Source organism: Oceanospirillum sp., from assembly GCF_982874595.1.
The window spans coordinates 89901-106190 of the sequence record NZ_CEYNZH010000008.1 but is presented as its reverse complement, the minus strand read 5'-3'; the positions used below and the strand labels follow the sequence as shown (position 1 = coordinate 106190).

The following is a 16290-nucleotide window of genomic DNA, read 5'->3' as shown; positions in this document are numbered from 1 at the left end:
AGAGCAAACAGGAAAGACCATGGCCGATCTGAACGAACTCATCATCGAAGACCTGATTGAAGGCACAGGCACCGAAGTTAAAAAGGGCGGCGCTTTAGTGACCGCACACTACAGAGGCTGGCTGGAAGATGGCACCGAGTTTGATAACTCCTACGATAAAGGCCAGCCGTTTCAGGTGGTACTGAGCCGTAAGAAAGTGATCGCGGCCTGGGTGGAAGGTTTAAAAGGTATGAAGGTGGGCGGCAAACGCAAACTGCAGGTGCCTGCCGAGCTGGGCTATGGCGAACGGGGTTTTGGCGACAAGATCCCACCGAACAGTAATCTGATCTTTGAGATTGAGCTGCTGGAAGCCTTGAATCGGGAGTGATAAACAGATGGGGAAAGACCGCCAAACCATCTTAAAGTCGTTTAGCGGCTCGTTGGTAGGCATCGTCTTTTTCCCGTTTACCAATCGCCACAACAAAAACCGTCACCGTATCATCGATAACCTGATAAACTAGGCGATAACCCGAAGCACGCAATTTGATTTTATAGCAATGATCCAACTCTCGTAGCTGGTTAGCAGCAACATGAGGGTTTTCGAGTACCTCTGCTAACTTCTTCTTAAACTGCTGGCGAACACTATCACCTAACTTGTGCCATTCCTTTAGCGCCCGACGATCAAAGTCGAGGTTATAAGTCATCCAGGCTGACCCTCACAGGTTGCGGATCTTTAAGACGTTCCCGCACTTCGTTCAGAAGCTGCTCATCTTCATCCGTCATCAGTGTTTTTTTGAAAGGCAGACGTCCTGTTTCCGCGACATATTCCAAAGTTTGCCGTAATAATTCGGAAGGGGTGACGCCAAGCTCTTGTAGCGCCTGATAGGAACGCTGTTTAAGTTCATCATCAACACGGAACGTGACATTGCCCATTTTTTACATCTCGCACAACAAATGTAATAACAATTGTAGTGCATATTGTTTATTGCAACCACAAAAAAACCCCGGCCTTTTCAGGACGGGGCAAGAAAGCTCGCAAAAAATCTGCGCACAAGAGGCTTACAATGAATCTTCGCAGGGAAGATCTAGGGGCGATCAGACCCGCTGGAATGGATACACAGAACCCAGTTTCAGGATCTGAGTCAGCTCATCCAGTGCCGTACGGGATTCAATCAGCAGCTGAGGATCAGCCAGATCCGCATCTACAATGCGGTCACGGTAATGACGCTCTACCCAGCTGTTCAGCGTAGTAAACAGCTCATCACTCATACGGGTTGCCGGGTTAAAGGCCGCCAGTTCCGCTTCGTTCATCGCCACTCTCAAGCGCAGACAAGCAGGGCCACCGCCGTTGCTCATGCTCTGCTTCAGGTCGAACACTTTCAGTTCGTCGATCGGGCTGTCGCCACTTTCCAGCCCTGTCAGGTAGTTCCAGACGCGCTCGTTGTTCTTACACTCTTCCGGAATCACCAGCAGCGTACGGCCATTCGGCAGGCTCAGCAGCTGGCTGTTAAACAGATAGCTCTGTACCGCATCGTCAACCGATACACGGCTGGCCGGAACTTCTACCACACGGAAGCTGCCACCCATGGCATCGGTCAGTTGCTGTTTAACCGCTGACTGATCCAGGAACGCCTGCTCGTGACAGAACAGAATGTCGCGGTTACCCACAGCGATGACGTCGTTGTGGAAAACACCGGCATCGATCACATCCGGGTGCTGTTGTGCATAAACCACATGGCTGTTGCTCAGACCGTGACTACGGGCCACCGCCTGAGAGGCTTCGAGCGTGTGACGCGCCGGGTATTTCTTGGGTGCGGGATAACGGCTGTCGAAGGCACTGCGGCCAAAGACAAAGAACTCAACACCCTGCTCGCCGTACTCATGGCAGAAACGGGTGTGGTTTGCTGCGCCTTCGTCACCAAAGTGCTCAACACCCGGCAGAGCGGGATGGTGGGCAAAGTGGTTTTCGTCAGCAAAGGTCGCCTGCAGAATGCGACCAGTGGTTTCATGCTCAATGGAACGGTGGAACTTGTTGGTCAGGTTGGCTGGTGTGAAATGCACCTTGCCATCCGCCGTATCCGCACTTGGGGATACGGTGGCAGCATTCGCCGTCCACATACTGGAGGCCGAGCAGCAAGCCGCCAGAATACGCGGTGCTTCCTTCGCAGCCTGTGCCAGCACGTCGGCATCCGATCCGGTAAAGCCCAGACGACGCAGGGTAAACAGATCAGGACGCTCCTGAGGTGCCAGTACCCCCTGAACCATGCCCATGTCGTGCAGGGCTTTCATTTTCGCAAGCCCCTGCAGCGCTGCCAGTTTCGGGTTAGACGCATTCGCACCATTGTTCTCAGACGCGACGTTACCGAAAGAGAGACCGCTGTAGTTGTGCGTTGGCCCCACCAGACCATCAAAATTTGCTTCAAACGCTTTCATATCAGTTCTTCATCCGTCGGTTAGGCATCAAGGTTCAGACCAGGAGACAGGGTCTCCGGCAGTACCAGCTGGTCTGCTTCCATACCCGCTACCGGGTAAGAGCAGTAGTCCGCTGCGTAGTAGGCGCTTGCGCGGTGGTTACCGCTGGCACCCACGCCACCAAACGGAGCGCTACTTGCCGCACCGGTCAGCTGCTTGTTCCAGTTCACGATGCCCGCACGGATGCGGTCGTAGAAGTAGTTAAAGCGCTCTTCGCTGTCGCTGAACATCCCGGCAGACAGACCGTATTGGGTGTTGTTGGCCTGACGGATCGCTTCATCAAAGTCACTGAAACGGATCACCTGCAGCAGCGGGCCAAAGTACTCATCATCAGGTAGCTTGTCCGCGTTAACCAGAGCGGTCACATCGATCAGACCCGGAGACAGGAAACCGGTACCCGGCTTCAGTTTCTCCAGTTTCACAAGAGGGCTTGCACCCAGACCGATCAGGTTGTCCTGAGCTGCCGCGATGCCGTCAGCGGCTGCTTCCGAGATCAGGCTACCCATGAAAGGCGCGTCTTCATCAAACTGGCCACCCACCTTGATCTGGCTAACCGCTTTCTGCAGCTGGTCAATAAACTGATCGCCCCACTCGCCAACAGGTACAAACAGACGACGGGCACAGGTGCAGCGCTGACCGCTGGTGATGTACGCAGACTGAATCGTCTCGTGAACGGCCGCTTTCATATCAGCCACTTCGTCGATGATCAGCGGGTTGTTGCCGCCCATCTCCAGCGCCAGAATCTTGCCCGGGTGACCGGCAAACTGCTCGTGCAGGATGTGACCGGTACGGGAACTGCCGGTGAAGAAAAGACCATCGATATCATCATGTGCCGCCAGTGCGATACCGGTATCTTTCTGGCCCTGCAGCAGGTTCAGAACACCCGCTGGCAGACCGGCTTTTTCCCACAGCTGAACCATAAATTCCGCAACGTGTGGCGTCAGTTCACTGGGTTTCAGCAGCACGGTATTACCCGCCAGCAGTGACGGTACGATATGACCGTTTGGCAGGTGTCCCGGGAAGTTGTATGGGCCAAATACTGCTACCACACCGTGCGGCTTGTGACGCAGTACAGCGCGGGCACCAGCAACCTCACTCACGCGGCTACCAGTACGTTCGTTGTATGCGTTTACAGAGATGGCGATCTTGCCGATCATCGCGCCTACTTCGGTACGGGTTTCCCAGATCGGCTTACCGGTTTCCGCAGCAATGATGGTCGCCATCTCTTCTTTGTTCTCGCCCAGCAGCTCGGCAAAGCGACGTGCAACCGCTTCGCGGGCTTCAAAAGAGGTCATCGCCCACTCAACAGAGGCAGCGCGGGCTGCTTCTACAGCCGTATTAACCTGAGCTGCAGAGGCTTCTTTACCCTGCCAAACCACTTCACCGGTTGCCGGGTTCAGGGAGGTGAATTCCGGACCTTCACCCGCTTGCCAAGCTCCATTGATAAAACACTGCCCATTAATAAAACATTTGCCTGAATTCACATTTGCTTGGGTCACAGTCATCTTAGAATCTCCTTCCTGACGCCATAGGTACGATACGTACGGTGGTGCCTTCTGTAATCTGAAGTGCGTCGGTCACAGCTTTTGGCAGGCCGACAACATGGTTGCCAAACACGTCCACCGCCGTCATACAGCAGCGGAAGTTGGCAAAGTCAGTGGTACTGACCAGATAAAGTTCGCCTTCCGGCTTATGTTCTGTTTTCTCATCAACCACATGGGCTTTAACGTAGCGGCTTTCCTGCACGGCACGCAGATCATTAGTGCGGGAAACCAGTGTCGGGCCGCCGTCAAAAATATCCACGTAACCGGTGTAGCGCATACCTTCTGCTTCCAGCAGTTTACGGGCAGGTGTGGTCGCCTCGTGGGTTTTACCAATCGCTTCCTGTGCCTCTTTTGGCAGCAGGTTGGTGTAGATGGTGTTCTTCGGCATCAGCTCGGCGATAAACACCTTATCCATTGAGGACAGGGTGTCGGCTTCGGCAAAATCCAGAGAGAAGAAGTGACGACCCAGACCTTCCCAGAATGGCGATACACCTTTGTCATCGGAGTAACCGCGCATCTCTGCGATCATGTATTCGTTAAAGCGCTGCGGGAATTCCGCCAGGAACATAAAACGGGACTTGGACAGCAACGCGCCATTCTTGCTATGGCGGGCTTCCGGGCTCAGGAACAGGGTGCACAGCTCGGAATAACCGGTGTGGTCATTCGAGATGGTCAGGGTATGAATCTGGTTATAAACATTCAGCTCGCGGGAAGCATGCACCAGAGTGCCTACGCGGTAGTTGTACCAGGGCTCGCTCAGACCAACAGCGGCTTCGATACCGCAGATTCCGACGACTTCACCGGTGTCGGTCTCTTCCATAACAAACAGGTACAGGGCTTCATCGGGAATGCTGTTCGGCTTAAACGCTTCCAGCGCGCTCTCGATTTTTCCGGCTACCTGCTCATCGTTATCCTGCAGGGAGGTAAAACCCGGACCGGTTTTGCGAGCAAGTTCTCGCAGGGCTGCATGATCTTCAGCCTGAATTGGACGAACCACCATCATGGCGGGCTGCTCCTCAAAAAGTCTCAGAAAGATTGTCTGCCAGCCGTGCAACGCTGGCAGTTACTGTTTTTTATTAATGCTATAGCGTTCTTTCAGCGTCCTGCTGATGACCTCATCATTCTTCTATTGAGAGACGATGAAGCCATCGGATAATTATCCGCTTACAACAACCACCCACTTACAACAACCGTCCGCTTAAAGCCAAAGTACCCGAGCGCTGTCACCGGTACTCAGTTCCAGTGCATCTGCTTGCGCTTCGGTCAGTACTGGCTGATCCGGATTCATCGGAGCCAGAATGCAGCGGTAGTTGTTCAGCTGGTTATTGCTGATCAGCGCCACCGGCTGATCGTCTGCGGTCTCAGCGATCGCAACCGGCAGACAACGACTCTGGCTGACAGAGCGTACGTATTCGGTGCGGGCTTCCAGTGTTGGGCCGGCGTCAAAGATGTCTACGTAGCGGCGATACTCGAAACCTTCCGCTTCCAGCAGCTGCTGCACATCGCGCATATCATCACGGGCTTTCCCCAGTACCGCCTGCGCTTCCGGGTTCAGCATGGGCACATAAACCGGATAGTGCGGCATCAGATCTGCAATAAAGCCTTTGGAGTTAATACCCGTCAGGTAGTTGGCTTTATTGAAATCCATATTGAAGAAGTGACGACCGAGGCATTCCCAGAATGGCGACTGGTTTTTCTCATCAGCCACACCCTGCAGTTCGACGATCAGACGCGGAGAGAAACGCTCCGGGTGCGCCGCGATAAACAGCATGCGGGCGCGGGATAACAGGTGGATGTTCTCCGCCTGACGATGCTCGCTATCCATAAACAAGGTGTAAAGACGGGATGCCCCCGTGTAGTCCTGACACAGATGCAGCGCCGGAACACGGTTGTGGATCTGGAGTTCGCTGGAAGCGTGCACCACATCATCGATACGGTAGCTATAGAACGGAGAAGTAATGCCCACCGCCGCTTCAATACCGGATACACCCACCACTTCGCCGGTCTCGGTATCTTCCAGCACAAAGTGATAGCTCTCACCCGCCGGACGATCGACCACTTTACGCAGGGATTGCTGAGTATTGCTGATCAGCTGACTCAGATGATCACGGTTATCCGGTAGCGTCGTCATACGACCACCGGAGATCACAGCAAGGCGCTCAAGCCCTGCCAGATCGTGAAACGCTAAAGGACGCAGTACCAGCATCAAACTTTCTCCTTCTGAACACCCAACCAGCTCAGATCATCTGAAGCGGCCAGTTTCATCAGCATCAGTGCACTCAGCTTAGCCCGTTTGGTAAAGCTGGAGACTTTGACGTACTCATCGGCAGAGTGAATCTTGCCGCCCTGTACACCCAGCGTATCGATATTCGGAATACCCGCTGCCGCCAGATTGTTGCCATCACAGCAACCACCGGTTGGCAGCCACTGGATCTGCATACCCAGATCGGCACCGCAATCTTTCGCCAGCTGGAACAGCTTCTGGTTAGCCGGGGTCAGCACCTTGGGCTTACGGGTAAAGCCGCCGTGCAGCTCGATCAGAATGCCTTCGCGGGCGTGAATTTTGCCGACAATTTCTGCCAGACGGTTCTGACACCAGCGTTCATCTTCAGGGCGTTCCAGACGGATATTGAACTTGGACACACACAGATCCGGCACGATATTGACCGCACCGCCACCTTCGATAAAACCGGGGTTGATGGTAACGCCTTCACGCTGACCGTTCAGGTCATCCAGCATGGCGATAAAGTCCGCCATGGCACGAATCGCGTTACGTCCCAGGTGATGCTCACGACCGGCATGTGCTGCACGGCCACGGATCACAACGCTGAAGTTACCGCTGCCTTTACGCTCACCGGCCAGATTGCCGTCCGGGAAACTTGGCTCGTAGATAAGCCCCAGATGCACACGCTTAGCAGCATCAGCAATCAGAGGTGCAGAAGCGGCAGAACCGATCTCTTCATCGGAGTTAAACAGGATCTCCCAGCCGATACGCTCTGCGAACGGGCTGCGTTCCAGCGCCTGAATCGCGGTCAGCATCACCATCAGGCCACCTTTAAGATCGGCAACGCCGGGGCCATTCAGCGTATCGTCATCCAGCCAGGTTATGGTCTGGAAGTGGTGATCGATAGCAAATACGGTATCCATATGCCCGCAGAAGAAGATCTGCAGCGGCGCTTCCGGACGCTTGCGGATACGGATCGCATCGCCCAGAGGGAATTCTTCAACAACGCCCTGGTTGTTGACGCTCTGATATGGCGCAACCTTGATGCGCTCAACGTCGCCACCTAAGGGCTCGCAAATTCGGATCAGCTCATCACCGACACGGTTTACACCGGTGGCATTCAGACTGCCTGAGTTGATTTCAGAAAGGGAAATGGTATTGGCCAGCATGGTGTCGTGCTGTGAATCAATCCACTCAAGCCATTGGGTAAAGTCGTTACTCATCTCAAGACATCCTATTTTGCGTTGTCTTCAGTATTGCTGAAGACCGCAAGAGTTTCTGTCCGGGATGCGACCTTTTTTTTAGATTGGGGACATGGGGGGGCTTTAAAAATTGAAAAGGCCTGTCACCAGGCCTTTAAGCTATTCTAATCGGTGTAAGCCCTTAGCTCCTGAAAACGGTATGACCTGCCATTTAATGAGGTTAGACGTATGTGCGATATTGTTTGAGCAGGTTCGAATAAGCACTTAATCCTAATGCTATAAAACGCAGAGTCAGAGCAAGTAACATCAGCAGGAGAGTTCGTTACAGAAAGAGTTTTATAATTAACACCATCATCTGAAATTTCTAGCGTTACATCTGTACCAGCTTCGTGATCTTTAGCAATTTCAATCTTAGCAATTTGGTATTGATTGCTCAGCGTAATATTGATTGGAATATCCGGTGCACTTATCCATGCCCTCATCTCACTGCCATCAATCAAGTTACTGGCAGTACTGGAGTTGAACGATGAAACTGCAGTAGCACCTTGACTAAGATTCGCTACATCTGTCCCTGAAGTGATTACACCAGCGTCTGTATCAGATGTATTATCTGCAGCACCTGCAGCGTCTTCCCCGGAAGGTGCTGATGAAGAGCTATTGGATTCCTCCTCTCCCCCCAAACAACCCGCTAACAACAGAGAAACTAAAGACGCAATCAAAATCCTATTCATTGTACTTCCTTGTAATATCCTGATTTTTGCCAATCTATGACTCGTGCAGGATCATAACCTTTTGATAAATAAGCAATCAATCCTACCGGTGCCTTATTTGATCTTAGTCAGTATCATGCTCTTCATTAATATGCACAACCATATCTTTCAGCATATCCCGTACATGATCATCCGCCAGTGCGTAAAACACCTGACGGGAGCGGCGCTCACCGACGACGAGTCTTGCCCCGCGCAGCAAACGCAGATGGTGGCTGACCAGTGTTTGGGAAAGATCCAGTTGTTCCGCGATATCTCCCACGGATTTCGGCTCGTTCAGGCAGTAGAAGAGAATACGTAACCGACTGGGGTCGCCCAGCAGGCGGAAGGTTTCCGCCAGAATGGTGCTGTCCTGCAGGGACAGGGTGTCATGATGATGTGGTGTCGACATGGTATCCAGCTCCCCGCCTAATGCTGATGTTCAGAGTTATATTCTGACGGCTCTGATAAGCTACAAACACTGGAACTGCCTTCATTCCAGTCTACGGCGACGGTCACGTGTTCAATCCGGAACTTGTTTTTCAGCTCCTGCTCCACCGCCTGAGTGACCTCACGTGCCATGGCATCGCTCTCAGGACGCACATGCAGTGTTGCCAGCGCACGTCCCGAAGTGATGAGCCAAACATGCACGTGACTGATATCGGTAACACCGGGCAGACTGTCTTTGATGTGACGACGAATCTGCTCCGGAGTCGCGTTATCCGGTGCGCCTTCCAGCAGGATATGCAGGGATTTCGCCAGCAGCGCCCAGGCACTGCGCAGAATCAACAGGGAGACCACGACAGACAAAATCGGGTCGATAGGCGTCCAGCCGGTAAAGTGAATAATCACTGCAGCGGCAACTGCACCGATGGAACCTAACAGATCGCCCAGCACATGCAGGGCTGCACCCTTGATATTGACGTGCTCGCTGTCACCCCGGGTCAGAATCCAGAACACCAGAATATTGACCAAAAGACCGGCAATCGCCACCGCCATCATAGGACCGGCCAGCACTGGCTGAGGCTCGCTGAAGCGCTCCCAGGCTTCAAACATAATCCAGCCGACAATCACAAACAGGGTAATGGCATTGATAAAACCGGCGATCACTTCAAAACGCAGATAGCCAAAGGTGCGTTTGGTATCTGCAGCCTTACGACCAAAACGGAAAGCGGCATAAGCCAGTGCCAGCGCAGCGGCATCGGTCAGCATGTGACCCGCATCGGCCAGCAGCGCCAGCGATCCCGAGATCAGACCACCGATCACCTCGACAACCATAAAACTGAAAATCAGGAAGAAAGAGAGCAGCACCTTACGCTCATTCGCCTCTGACATCTCCGGTACATGGGAGTGGTCATGGCCGTGACCGCAACTATGGCCGTGATCATGTGAATGCTGGTGATCGTGATCGCCGTGTGAGTGAGCCATGGAAACTCATCCTTAACTTATGAATATGTATTCATATATTAAATATAAAATTCCCGAGTGCAAGCATCATGTTATCCCCGAGAGCTTAAACCGAAGACCTGATTAGCAATCCTGTGCATACAAAAAAGGCCATAGATTTTCACCTATGGCCTTTTGTCAGCACTTATTATCCGAGGATCTTTTCCTCATCAAGAGATAACATCCGACAGGATATAACACTTGCTGAGCTCCAACCCTAAAGCTTACCTTCCAGCTCAGGCAGTGCGGTGAACAGGTCACCCACCAGACCGTAGTCTGCTACCTGGAAGATCGGCGCTTCTTCATCTTTGTTGATGGCGACGATCACTTTAGAGTCTTTCATACCGGCCAGGTGCTGAATCGCACCAGAGATGCCCACCGCGATATACAGCTCAGGCGCAACGATTTTACCGGTCTGACCCACCTGCATATCGTTCGGTACGAAGCCTGCATCAACGGCTGCACGGGATGCACCAACCGCGGCACCCAGCTTGTCAGCCACCTTGTTCAGCAGTTCAAAGTTTTCACCGTTGCCCATACCACGGCCACCGGAGATCACCACTTTCGCAGCCGTCAGCTCAGGACGGTCAGATTTCGCCAGCTCTTCGCCAACGAATGCAGACTTACCGGCATCCTGTGCATTGTCCAGAGATTCAACCGCAGCAGAACCGTCAGCAGCAACTGCGTCAAAACCCGTACCACGAACCGTGATCACTTTGATTGCGTCTTCAGACTGAACCGTCGCAATCGCGTTACCGGCGTAGATAGGACGCTTAAAGGTATCCGCCGATTCAACGGCAATGATGTCAGAGATCTGAGCCACATCCAGCAGCGCAGCAACCCGTGGCATGATGTTTTTGCCGTTGGACGTCGCAGGCGCCAGGATGTGAGAGAAATCTTTACCAAGATCGGCTACAAGCAGAGAGACGTTTTCAGCCAGCAGATGCTCGTAAGCAGCGTTGTCAGCAACAACCACTTTTGCAACGCCGTTCAGTTTTGCAGCTTCTTCAGCCGCCGCACCACAGTTGCTGCCGGCAACCAGTACCGTGATATCGCCACCGATCTGCTGAGCAGCTGCAACTGTATTTGCAGTAGCACCCACCAGAGCGGCATTGTTGTGATCAGCTACGACTAAGATACTCATGATCAGATCACCTTCGCTTCGTTTTTCAGTTTTTCTACCAGCTCGTCTACGCTGCCCACTTTGATACCCGCGCTGCGTTCTGCAGGTGGCTCAACTTTCAGGGTCTTCACTTTAGACGCTACATCAACACCCAGATCAGCCGGGGTCTTAACATCCAGCGGCTTACGCTTGGCTTTCATGATGTTAGGCAGAGACGCATAACGGGGCTCGTTCAGACGCAGGTCTGTGGTCACGATAGCAGGCAGATTCAGTGCCACTGTCTGCAGACCGCCGTCGATCTCACGGGTTACGTTGACTTTTTCGCCGTCAACGGCGACTTCAGAAGCAAACGTACCCTGAGGCATACCCGTCAGTGCACCCAGCATCTGACCGGTCTGGTTGTTATCAGAATCGATCGACTGTTTACCCAGAACCACCAGACCCGGCTGCTCTTCTTCCACCAGCTTCGCCAGCAGTTTGGCAACGCCCAGAGAGTCTACTTTGTCTGCAGTCTCAATCTCCGACGTATCAACAAGCAGGGCGCGGTCTGCACCCAGCGCCAGTGCAGTACGCAACTGCTCCTGAGCCTGTTTCGGGCCAACAGAAACCACAACGATCTCGGTTGCGATACCTTTCTCTTTCAGACGAACCGCTTCTTCCACTGCGATTTCGCAGAACGGATTCATCGCCATTTTCACATTGGTCAGATCAACGTCAGAGTTGTCCGCTTTAACACGAATTTTGACGTTGTAGTCAATGACGCGCTTGACCGCTACCAATACTTTCATGGAAGCCTCCCTGTATTTCGTAATAAGAGTTTCAGATGCCCGTTATTGAGCGATCAGACGGTTAAGGTGCCAGTCGCGGCTACCCAGCAACATATTCAGACTGGTCAGACGCTTAAAGTAATGACCGACATCCAGTTCGTCTGTGATACCCATACCACCATGCAGTTGAACAGCGGATTGACCAACCAGGCGCGCTGCATTGCCGATCTTCACCTTCAGCATGGATGCGGCCCGTTGTGCTTCAGCGGCATTGGCAGGTTCCAGTACCGAAAAGTAAAGCATGGAACGTGACATCTCTTTCTCGATGAACATATCCGCGATACGGTGCTGAACCACCTGGAAGTTACCAATAGGGCGTTCAAACTGCTTACGGGTTTTCACATATTCATTGGTTTTTTCCAGCAGGGCATCCATGATGCCGACCGCCTCAGCAGACAGCGCAATAATCCCGTCTGCCAGAACCTCATTGACAGCATCAGCGGCAAGACCGGCCTGACCCAAAACAGCACTCTCATCCACAAAGACCTGATCCAGCACCAGATTAGATGCCGAGCTGCCATCGTTGCCTTTGTAGTGCTTAAAGCTCAGTCCCTGACTGTCTGCCGGAACGACAAAAACGGTCAGCCCGGATTCACTGTCATCAGAACTCTGGGCAGTCACCAACAGCAGATCACTGGTGTTGGCATTCAGGACATAATTTTTAGCACCGCTAATGACATAACCCGAACCTTCTTTTACCGCACGGGTTGCCACGGATGCAGGTGTTGAAGCCGCTTCCAGCTCAGTATGCGCCAGAGACACCTTTAGAGAACCTTCCGCAATCTGAGGCAGCAGCGTTTCTTTCTGCCCGGAATGGCCGAGTTTATTGATCAGGTTCGCGGACAGAATCACCGTGGCAAAGAACGGCTCAACTACCATGCCTTTACCAAAGGCTTCCTGAAGAACAATCGCATCCTGAATGGTACCGCCCAGGCCACCAAACTCTTCCGGGACCATAAGCGCCAGCCAGCCCAGCTCGGCAAAAGTCTGCCAGTTTTTCTCGTCATAACCCGTGTCGCTGTCAGCCAGCTTACGGCGGGTCTCAAAATCGTATTCGTTCGTGATAAAGCGGGATGCACTGTCCTGCATCATTTGCTGAATATCGTTTAATGAAAAGTCCATAGTCCCCACCCTATCAAAGGCCCAAAACCTGTTTGGAAATGATGTTCTTCTGAATTTCGTTTGTACCGCCGTAGATACTCAGCTTGCGGTTGTTGTAATAAACAGGAGCCGCTTTAGCCGCAAATGCAGGACCTTCGGTTTCACCATCAAAACCGGTCTGGTACTGCCCCGGCAGGAATGGCAGCCCCTGAATGCCCGCCACTTCTAACAGAAGCTCATCCAGCAGCTGCATAATCTCGGTACCTTTAATCTTCAGAATGGAAGACTCAGAACCCGGTGCTTTACCGGTAGCAACGGAAGACAGAACCCGCAGTTCTGTAAATTCCAGCGCCTTAAGCTCAACCTCTGCCTCTGCAACACGGGACATAAACACGGCATTGCCTGACAGGTCATTCAGCTCAGAGGTACCGCTTTCGATGCGTTTTTTCAGGCTGGCCAGTTTGGCCTTAGACTCGGCAACACGGGCGATGCCGGTACGCTCATGGGTCAGCAGTACCTTGGCATAGGTCCAGCCTTTACCCTCTTCACCAATCAGGTTTTCCGCCGGCACTCTGACATCCTCAAAGTGCACTTCATTAACTTCGCGGATACCGTCAATAGTGATAATCGGAGTTACCGAAACACCCGGAGTTTTCATATCGATCAACAGGAAGCTGATGCCATCCTGCTTTTTGCCGGTGTCATCGGTACGAACCAGGCAGAAGATCCAGTCAGCGTGCTGACCCAGGGTTGTCCAGGTTTTGGTGCCGTTAACGATGTAATGATCACCGTCCCGAACCGCTTTGGTTTTCAGGGACGCCAGATCCGATCCTGAATTGGGTTCGGAATAGCCCTGACACCACCAGACGTTGGACGCCAGAATGTCAGGCAGAAAGCGCTGCTTCTGCTCTTCGTTGCCATAGGTGTAGATAACCGGGGCCACCATAGACAAGCCAAAAGGAACCAGTCGTGGCGCATTATGGGCAGCGGACTCATTGGCAAAAATATACTTCTGTGCCGTCGTCCAGCCTGTGCCACCGTACTCTACCGGCCAGTTGATACCCGCCCATCCCTTTTCATGCAGCGCTTTCTGCCAGAGGACATGATCCTCTTTTGTCAGGTAGATGCCGCTATCTTGTTTTTCTTTTACCGACTGAGGGTATCTGGTTCGGAAGAATTCTCTGACCTCTTCACGAAAAGCCAGATCCTGATCACTAAAATTCAAATCCATCATCACTCTCCGGTTTGTTCTATTTATGCAAACCAAAATACCACATAGAAGAACCGAGTCAACAAATTACGGTATCTAATTTCTCTATGCGAAACTGAAAAACGCAAAATTGACTATTCGGTCGAAAAGAAAGGCTTTTATGGGCCACTGAAAAAACGTGCTACAGGACAGAAATGCAAAAGAAAAGGCTCCGAATCAAAAGATAAGGAGCCTTAAAAGGAAACCCAGTGAATTAAGATAAAACCCCGTAAGATTAAACCGAATTCAGAGCACTTAAGAGAAACTCAGAGCACTTAGAGAAACTCAGAGTACGCAAGAGGATTCCAGAGCGCTGAAGAGCATTCAGGAGGCCGCTGCCCGTGACTCCAATAATACAGACGGCTGCCAGTTATCCGGGTCCAGCGTACGGCGGTACTCATTGATTTTATTCAGCACCGTCTCAAAACCCATCTGCTCCGCCAGGAACATAGGGCCACCGCGGAATGCCGGGAAGCCATAGCCGTTGACATACACCACATCAATATCACTGGCGCGCTGAGCAATCCCTTCCTCAAGGATTTTGAAGCCTTCATTAATCAGAGTCAGCGTCAGGCGACTAACAATCTCCTCATCAGAGAGGGCTCTTCGGGTCACCCCAAACTTTGCCGACATCTGTTCAATGATGGCCTGAACATCCGCATCAGGTTTTGGCCGCTTGTCCTCCCGATAATCGTAATAACCCAGCGAACACTTCTGGCCGATACGCCCCGCTTCCACCAGAGCATCGGCAATAGCGTAGGTCTCAGGCTTGCCCCGCAACTCTGGCGAGAGATTGCGTCGGGCGTTGTAGGAGATATCCAGACCTGCCAGGTCAGAAACAGCCAGCGGTCCCATCGCCATACCAAAATTTTTCATCGCCTGATCGATCTGTTGCGGTGAGGCACCTTCCAACAGGCAGAGCTGCGTTTCCCGGAAATACTGACGCAGCATACGGTTTCCGATAAAGCCGTAACAAACACCGGACAGCACAGGAATTTTACGAATCTTCTTCGCCAGCTCCATCACCGTTTTCAGCACGACTTCCGTCGTCTGATCACCCTGAATCACTTCCAGAAGCTTCATAATATGAGCCGGACTAAAGAAGTGCAGACCAATCACCTGCTCCGGTCGCTGGGTGTATCCGGCAATAATATTGATATCCAGATAAGAGGTGTTGGTCGCCAGAATGGTGCCGGGCTTACAGGCCGCATCTAATTTACGGAAGACATCTTCCTTTACATCCAGGCTTTCAAACACCGCTTCGATAACCAGATCCGTATCGGCCAGATCATCATAGGAGAGCGTGCCCTTAAGGCGGGACATGGCATCCTGATAAGCGGTCTCGCTGAGTCGCTGACTCTCAAACTGGCGCGTCAGCGTCTGATTGACCCGATCAAGCCCTGTCTCCAGCGCCTCGGTGTTCCGCTCCACCATGGTGACCGGGTATCCGGCCTGCAGCAGGCAGACACTAATACCTGCGCCCATGGTACCGCCGCCAATCACACCAACATGCTGAATCGCCAGCGGCTGGACATCATCAGACACATTCGCCAGCTTTGGTGACTGCTTCTCAGCAAAGAATTTGTGCCGCAGGGCTGCAGATTCCGGTGATGCTTTACACGCCTGAAAGGTGGCACGCTCATAGGCCAGACCATCCTGAAGGGTTGAATGGGTCGCCGCGACAATACAGTCCAGTGCCACTAATGGGGAGCGCTGCCCGCGGAATTTTTTCTCTAACAGACGCTTCCAGTCAGCAATCTGCTGATCACTCAGAGGCGCGACATCCTCGTGGCGCTGACGTTTACCCTGAGCCAGCAATCCACCGGCAAATTCGATCGCAGAAGAGAACAGGTCACCTTCTGCAATCTGATCGATCAGGCCGATCTCCTTAGCCTGCGCAGCCGAGCGAAACTCGCCCAGCGCAGCCATTTTGATCGCTTCATCCGCAGCAATCAGACGCGGCAGACGCTGGGTTCCACCGGCTCCCGGAATCAACCCCAGAGTCACCTCCGGCAACCCCAGCTTAGCCGTGGGCACTGCAATACGATAATCACAGGCCAGCGCCAGTTCCAGACCACCACCCAATGCCGTTCCATGCAGGCACGCCAGAGTGATCTTGCTGCAGCCCTCAATCTGGGCCAGCACATCCGGCAGAATTGGCATCATCGGTGGTTTATCAAACTCGGAAATATCCGCACCCGCGACAAAGGTTTTCCCGGCACAGGTAAACAGAACGACATCAACAGTATCGGCTTCTGCACGCTGTACGGCTTCCTGCAACCCCGAGCGAACCGCCTGAGACAGCGCGTTAACCGGTGGATTGCAGATCTCGATAATGCCGATATTACCCTCGGCGCGATAGGTGACTACACTCATA

At 52.8% G+C, this 16290-nt stretch carries 16 protein-coding genes; 1 reads left to right on the top strand and 15 read right to left on the bottom strand.

Going from position 1 to position 16290, the window contains the following annotated elements; translation table 11 throughout:
* Positions 1-19: 19 nt before the first annotated feature.
* Positions 20-367: an FKBP-type peptidyl-prolyl cis-trans isomerase gene (locus AC4GL5_RS05800; protein WP_490381845.1), complete on the top strand. Its 348-nt coding sequence runs from the start codon at positions 20-22 to the stop codon at positions 365-367.
* Positions 368-398: 31 nt separating this feature from the next.
* On the opposite strand, the gene AC4GL5_RS05795 is transcribed toward AC4GL5_RS05800, so the two are convergent.
* The 15 genes from AC4GL5_RS05795 to AC4GL5_RS05725 all read right to left on the bottom strand — a co-directional run bounded on the left by AC4GL5_RS05795 (position 399) and on the right by AC4GL5_RS05725 (position 16289).
* On the bottom strand, positions 399-683 hold the full coding sequence (locus AC4GL5_RS05795) for a type II toxin-antitoxin system RelE family toxin (protein WP_490381844.1): 285 nt from the start codon (positions 681-683) through the stop codon (positions 399-401).
* Entirely contained in the window at positions 673-912 is a 240-nt protein-coding gene (locus AC4GL5_RS05790; RefSeq protein WP_490381843.1) for a type II toxin-antitoxin system RelB/DinJ family antitoxin, read from the bottom strand. The genes AC4GL5_RS05795 and AC4GL5_RS05790 overlap by 11 nt, the downstream gene beginning before the upstream one ends.
* A gap of 162 nt (positions 913-1074) precedes the next feature.
* Complete coding sequence (gene astB / locus AC4GL5_RS05785; RefSeq protein WP_490381842.1) at positions 1075-2412, bottom strand: N-succinylarginine dihydrolase; 1338 nt, start codon at positions 2410-2412, stop codon at positions 1075-1077.
* 20 nt (positions 2413-2432) lie between these two features.
* Positions 2433-3956 (bottom strand): succinylglutamate-semialdehyde dehydrogenase, encoded by a 1524-nt coding sequence (astD, locus tag AC4GL5_RS05780; protein WP_490381841.1) that lies wholly within the window; start codon positions 3954-3956, stop codon positions 2433-2435.
* Between the two features lies 1 nt (position 3957).
* Complete coding sequence (gene astA, locus AC4GL5_RS05775) at positions 3958-4998, bottom strand: arginine N-succinyltransferase (protein ID WP_490381840.1); 1041 nt, start codon at positions 4996-4998, stop codon at positions 3958-3960.
* 195 nt (positions 4999-5193) lie between these two features.
* The gene (gene astA, locus AC4GL5_RS05770; protein WP_490381839.1) at positions 5194-6201 is read right to left on the bottom strand and encodes an arginine N-succinyltransferase; all 1008 of its coding nucleotides are present in this window, start codon (positions 6199-6201) and stop codon (positions 5194-5196) included.
* Positions 6201-7442, bottom strand: coding sequence for a hydrolase (locus AC4GL5_RS05765; RefSeq protein ID WP_490381838.1), 1242 nt, complete (start codon positions 7440-7442; stop codon positions 6201-6203). Before AC4GL5_RS05765 ends, astA (AC4GL5_RS05770) begins: the two co-directional genes overlap by 1 nt.
* A gap of 143 nt (positions 7443-7585) precedes the next feature.
* Complete coding sequence (locus AC4GL5_RS05760; protein WP_490381837.1) at positions 7586-8152, bottom strand: discoidin domain-containing protein; 567 nt, start codon at positions 8150-8152, stop codon at positions 7586-7588.
* 103 nt (positions 8153-8255) lie between these two features.
* The gene (locus AC4GL5_RS05755) at positions 8256-8579 is read right to left on the bottom strand and encodes an ArsR/SmtB family transcription factor (RefSeq protein WP_490381836.1); all 324 of its coding nucleotides are present in this window, start codon (positions 8577-8579) and stop codon (positions 8256-8258) included.
* Between the two features lie 17 nt (positions 8580-8596).
* Positions 8597-9595 carry a cation diffusion facilitator family transporter gene (locus AC4GL5_RS05750; protein WP_490381835.1) on the bottom strand — a complete coding sequence of 333 codons (999 nt, stop codon included), beginning with the start codon at positions 9593-9595 and terminating at the stop codon, positions 8597-8599.
* A 235-nt stretch (positions 9596-9830) separates the two neighbouring features.
* Positions 9831-10757, bottom strand: coding sequence for an electron transfer flavoprotein subunit alpha/FixB family protein (locus AC4GL5_RS05745; RefSeq protein ID WP_490381834.1), 927 nt, complete (start codon positions 10755-10757; stop codon positions 9831-9833).
* Positions 10758-10759: 2 nt separating this feature from the next.
* Positions 10760-11524, bottom strand: a complete 765-nt coding sequence (locus AC4GL5_RS05740) for an electron transfer flavoprotein subunit beta/FixA family protein (protein ID WP_490381833.1) — start codon at positions 11522-11524, stop codon at positions 10760-10762.
* 42 nt (positions 11525-11566) lie between these two features.
* Complete coding sequence (locus AC4GL5_RS05735) at positions 11567-12685, bottom strand: acyl-CoA dehydrogenase family protein (protein WP_490381832.1); 1119 nt, start codon at positions 12683-12685, stop codon at positions 11567-11569.
* A 13-nt stretch (positions 12686-12698) separates the two neighbouring features.
* Complete coding sequence (locus AC4GL5_RS05730; protein WP_490381831.1) at positions 12699-13898, bottom strand: acyl-CoA dehydrogenase family protein; 1200 nt, start codon at positions 13896-13898, stop codon at positions 12699-12701.
* 339 nt (positions 13899-14237) lie between these two features.
* A complete protein-coding gene (locus AC4GL5_RS05725; RefSeq protein ID WP_490381830.1) occupies positions 14238-16289 on the bottom strand; it encodes a 3-hydroxyacyl-CoA dehydrogenase NAD-binding domain-containing protein in 2052 nt (683 codons plus the stop codon).
* Between the last annotated feature and the right edge of the window lies 1 nt (position 16290).

Excerpts from the sequence above, each read along its gene's own strand:
- AC4GL5_RS05800 (WP_490381845.1), top strand. The coding sequence starts at position 20 with ATGGCCGATCTGAACGAACTCATCATCGAAGACCTGATTGAAGGCACA.
- AC4GL5_RS05795 (WP_490381844.1), bottom strand. The coding sequence starts at position 683 with ATGACTTATAACCTCGACTTTGATCGTCGGGCGCTAAAGGAATGGCAC.
- AC4GL5_RS05790 (WP_490381843.1), bottom strand. The coding sequence starts at position 912 with ATGGGCAATGTCACGTTCCGTGTTGATGATGAACTTAAACAGCGTTCC.
- astB (WP_490381842.1), bottom strand. The coding sequence starts at position 2,412 with ATGAAAGCGTTTGAAGCAAATTTTGATGGTCTGGTGGGGCCAACGCAC.
- astD (WP_490381841.1), bottom strand. The coding sequence starts at position 3,956 with ATGACTGTGACCCAAGCAAATGTGAATTCAGGCAAATGTTTTATTAAT.
- astA (WP_490381840.1), bottom strand. The coding sequence starts at position 4,998 with ATGATGGTGGTTCGTCCAATTCAGGCTGAAGATCATGCAGCCCTGCGA.
- astA (WP_490381839.1), bottom strand. The coding sequence starts at position 6,201 with ATGCTGGTACTGCGTCCTTTAGCGTTTCACGATCTGGCAGGGCTTGAG.
- AC4GL5_RS05765 (WP_490381838.1), bottom strand. The coding sequence starts at position 7,442 with ATGAGTAACGACTTTACCCAATGGCTTGAGTGGATTGATTCACAGCAC.
- AC4GL5_RS05760 (WP_490381837.1), bottom strand. The coding sequence starts at position 8,152 with ATGAATAGGATTTTGATTGCGTCTTTAGTTTCTCTGTTGTTAGCGGGT.
- AC4GL5_RS05755 (WP_490381836.1), bottom strand. The coding sequence starts at position 8,579 with ATGTCGACACCACATCATCATGACACCCTGTCCCTGCAGGACAGCACC.
- AC4GL5_RS05750 (WP_490381835.1), bottom strand. The coding sequence starts at position 9,595 with ATGGCTCACTCACACGGCGATCACGATCACCAGCATTCACATGATCAC.
- AC4GL5_RS05745 (WP_490381834.1), bottom strand. The coding sequence starts at position 10,757 with ATGAGTATCTTAGTCGTAGCTGATCACAACAATGCCGCTCTGGTGGGT.
- AC4GL5_RS05740 (WP_490381833.1), bottom strand. The coding sequence starts at position 11,524 with ATGAAAGTATTGGTAGCGGTCAAGCGCGTCATTGACTACAACGTCAAA.
- AC4GL5_RS05735 (WP_490381832.1), bottom strand. The coding sequence starts at position 12,685 with ATGGACTTTTCATTAAACGATATTCAGCAAATGATGCAGGACAGTGCA.
- AC4GL5_RS05730 (WP_490381831.1), bottom strand. The coding sequence starts at position 13,898 with ATGATGGATTTGAATTTTAGTGATCAGGATCTGGCTTTTCGTGAAGAG.
- AC4GL5_RS05725 (WP_490381830.1), bottom strand. The coding sequence starts at position 16,289 with ATGAGTGTAGTCACCTATCGCGCCGAGGGTAATATCGGCATTATCGAG.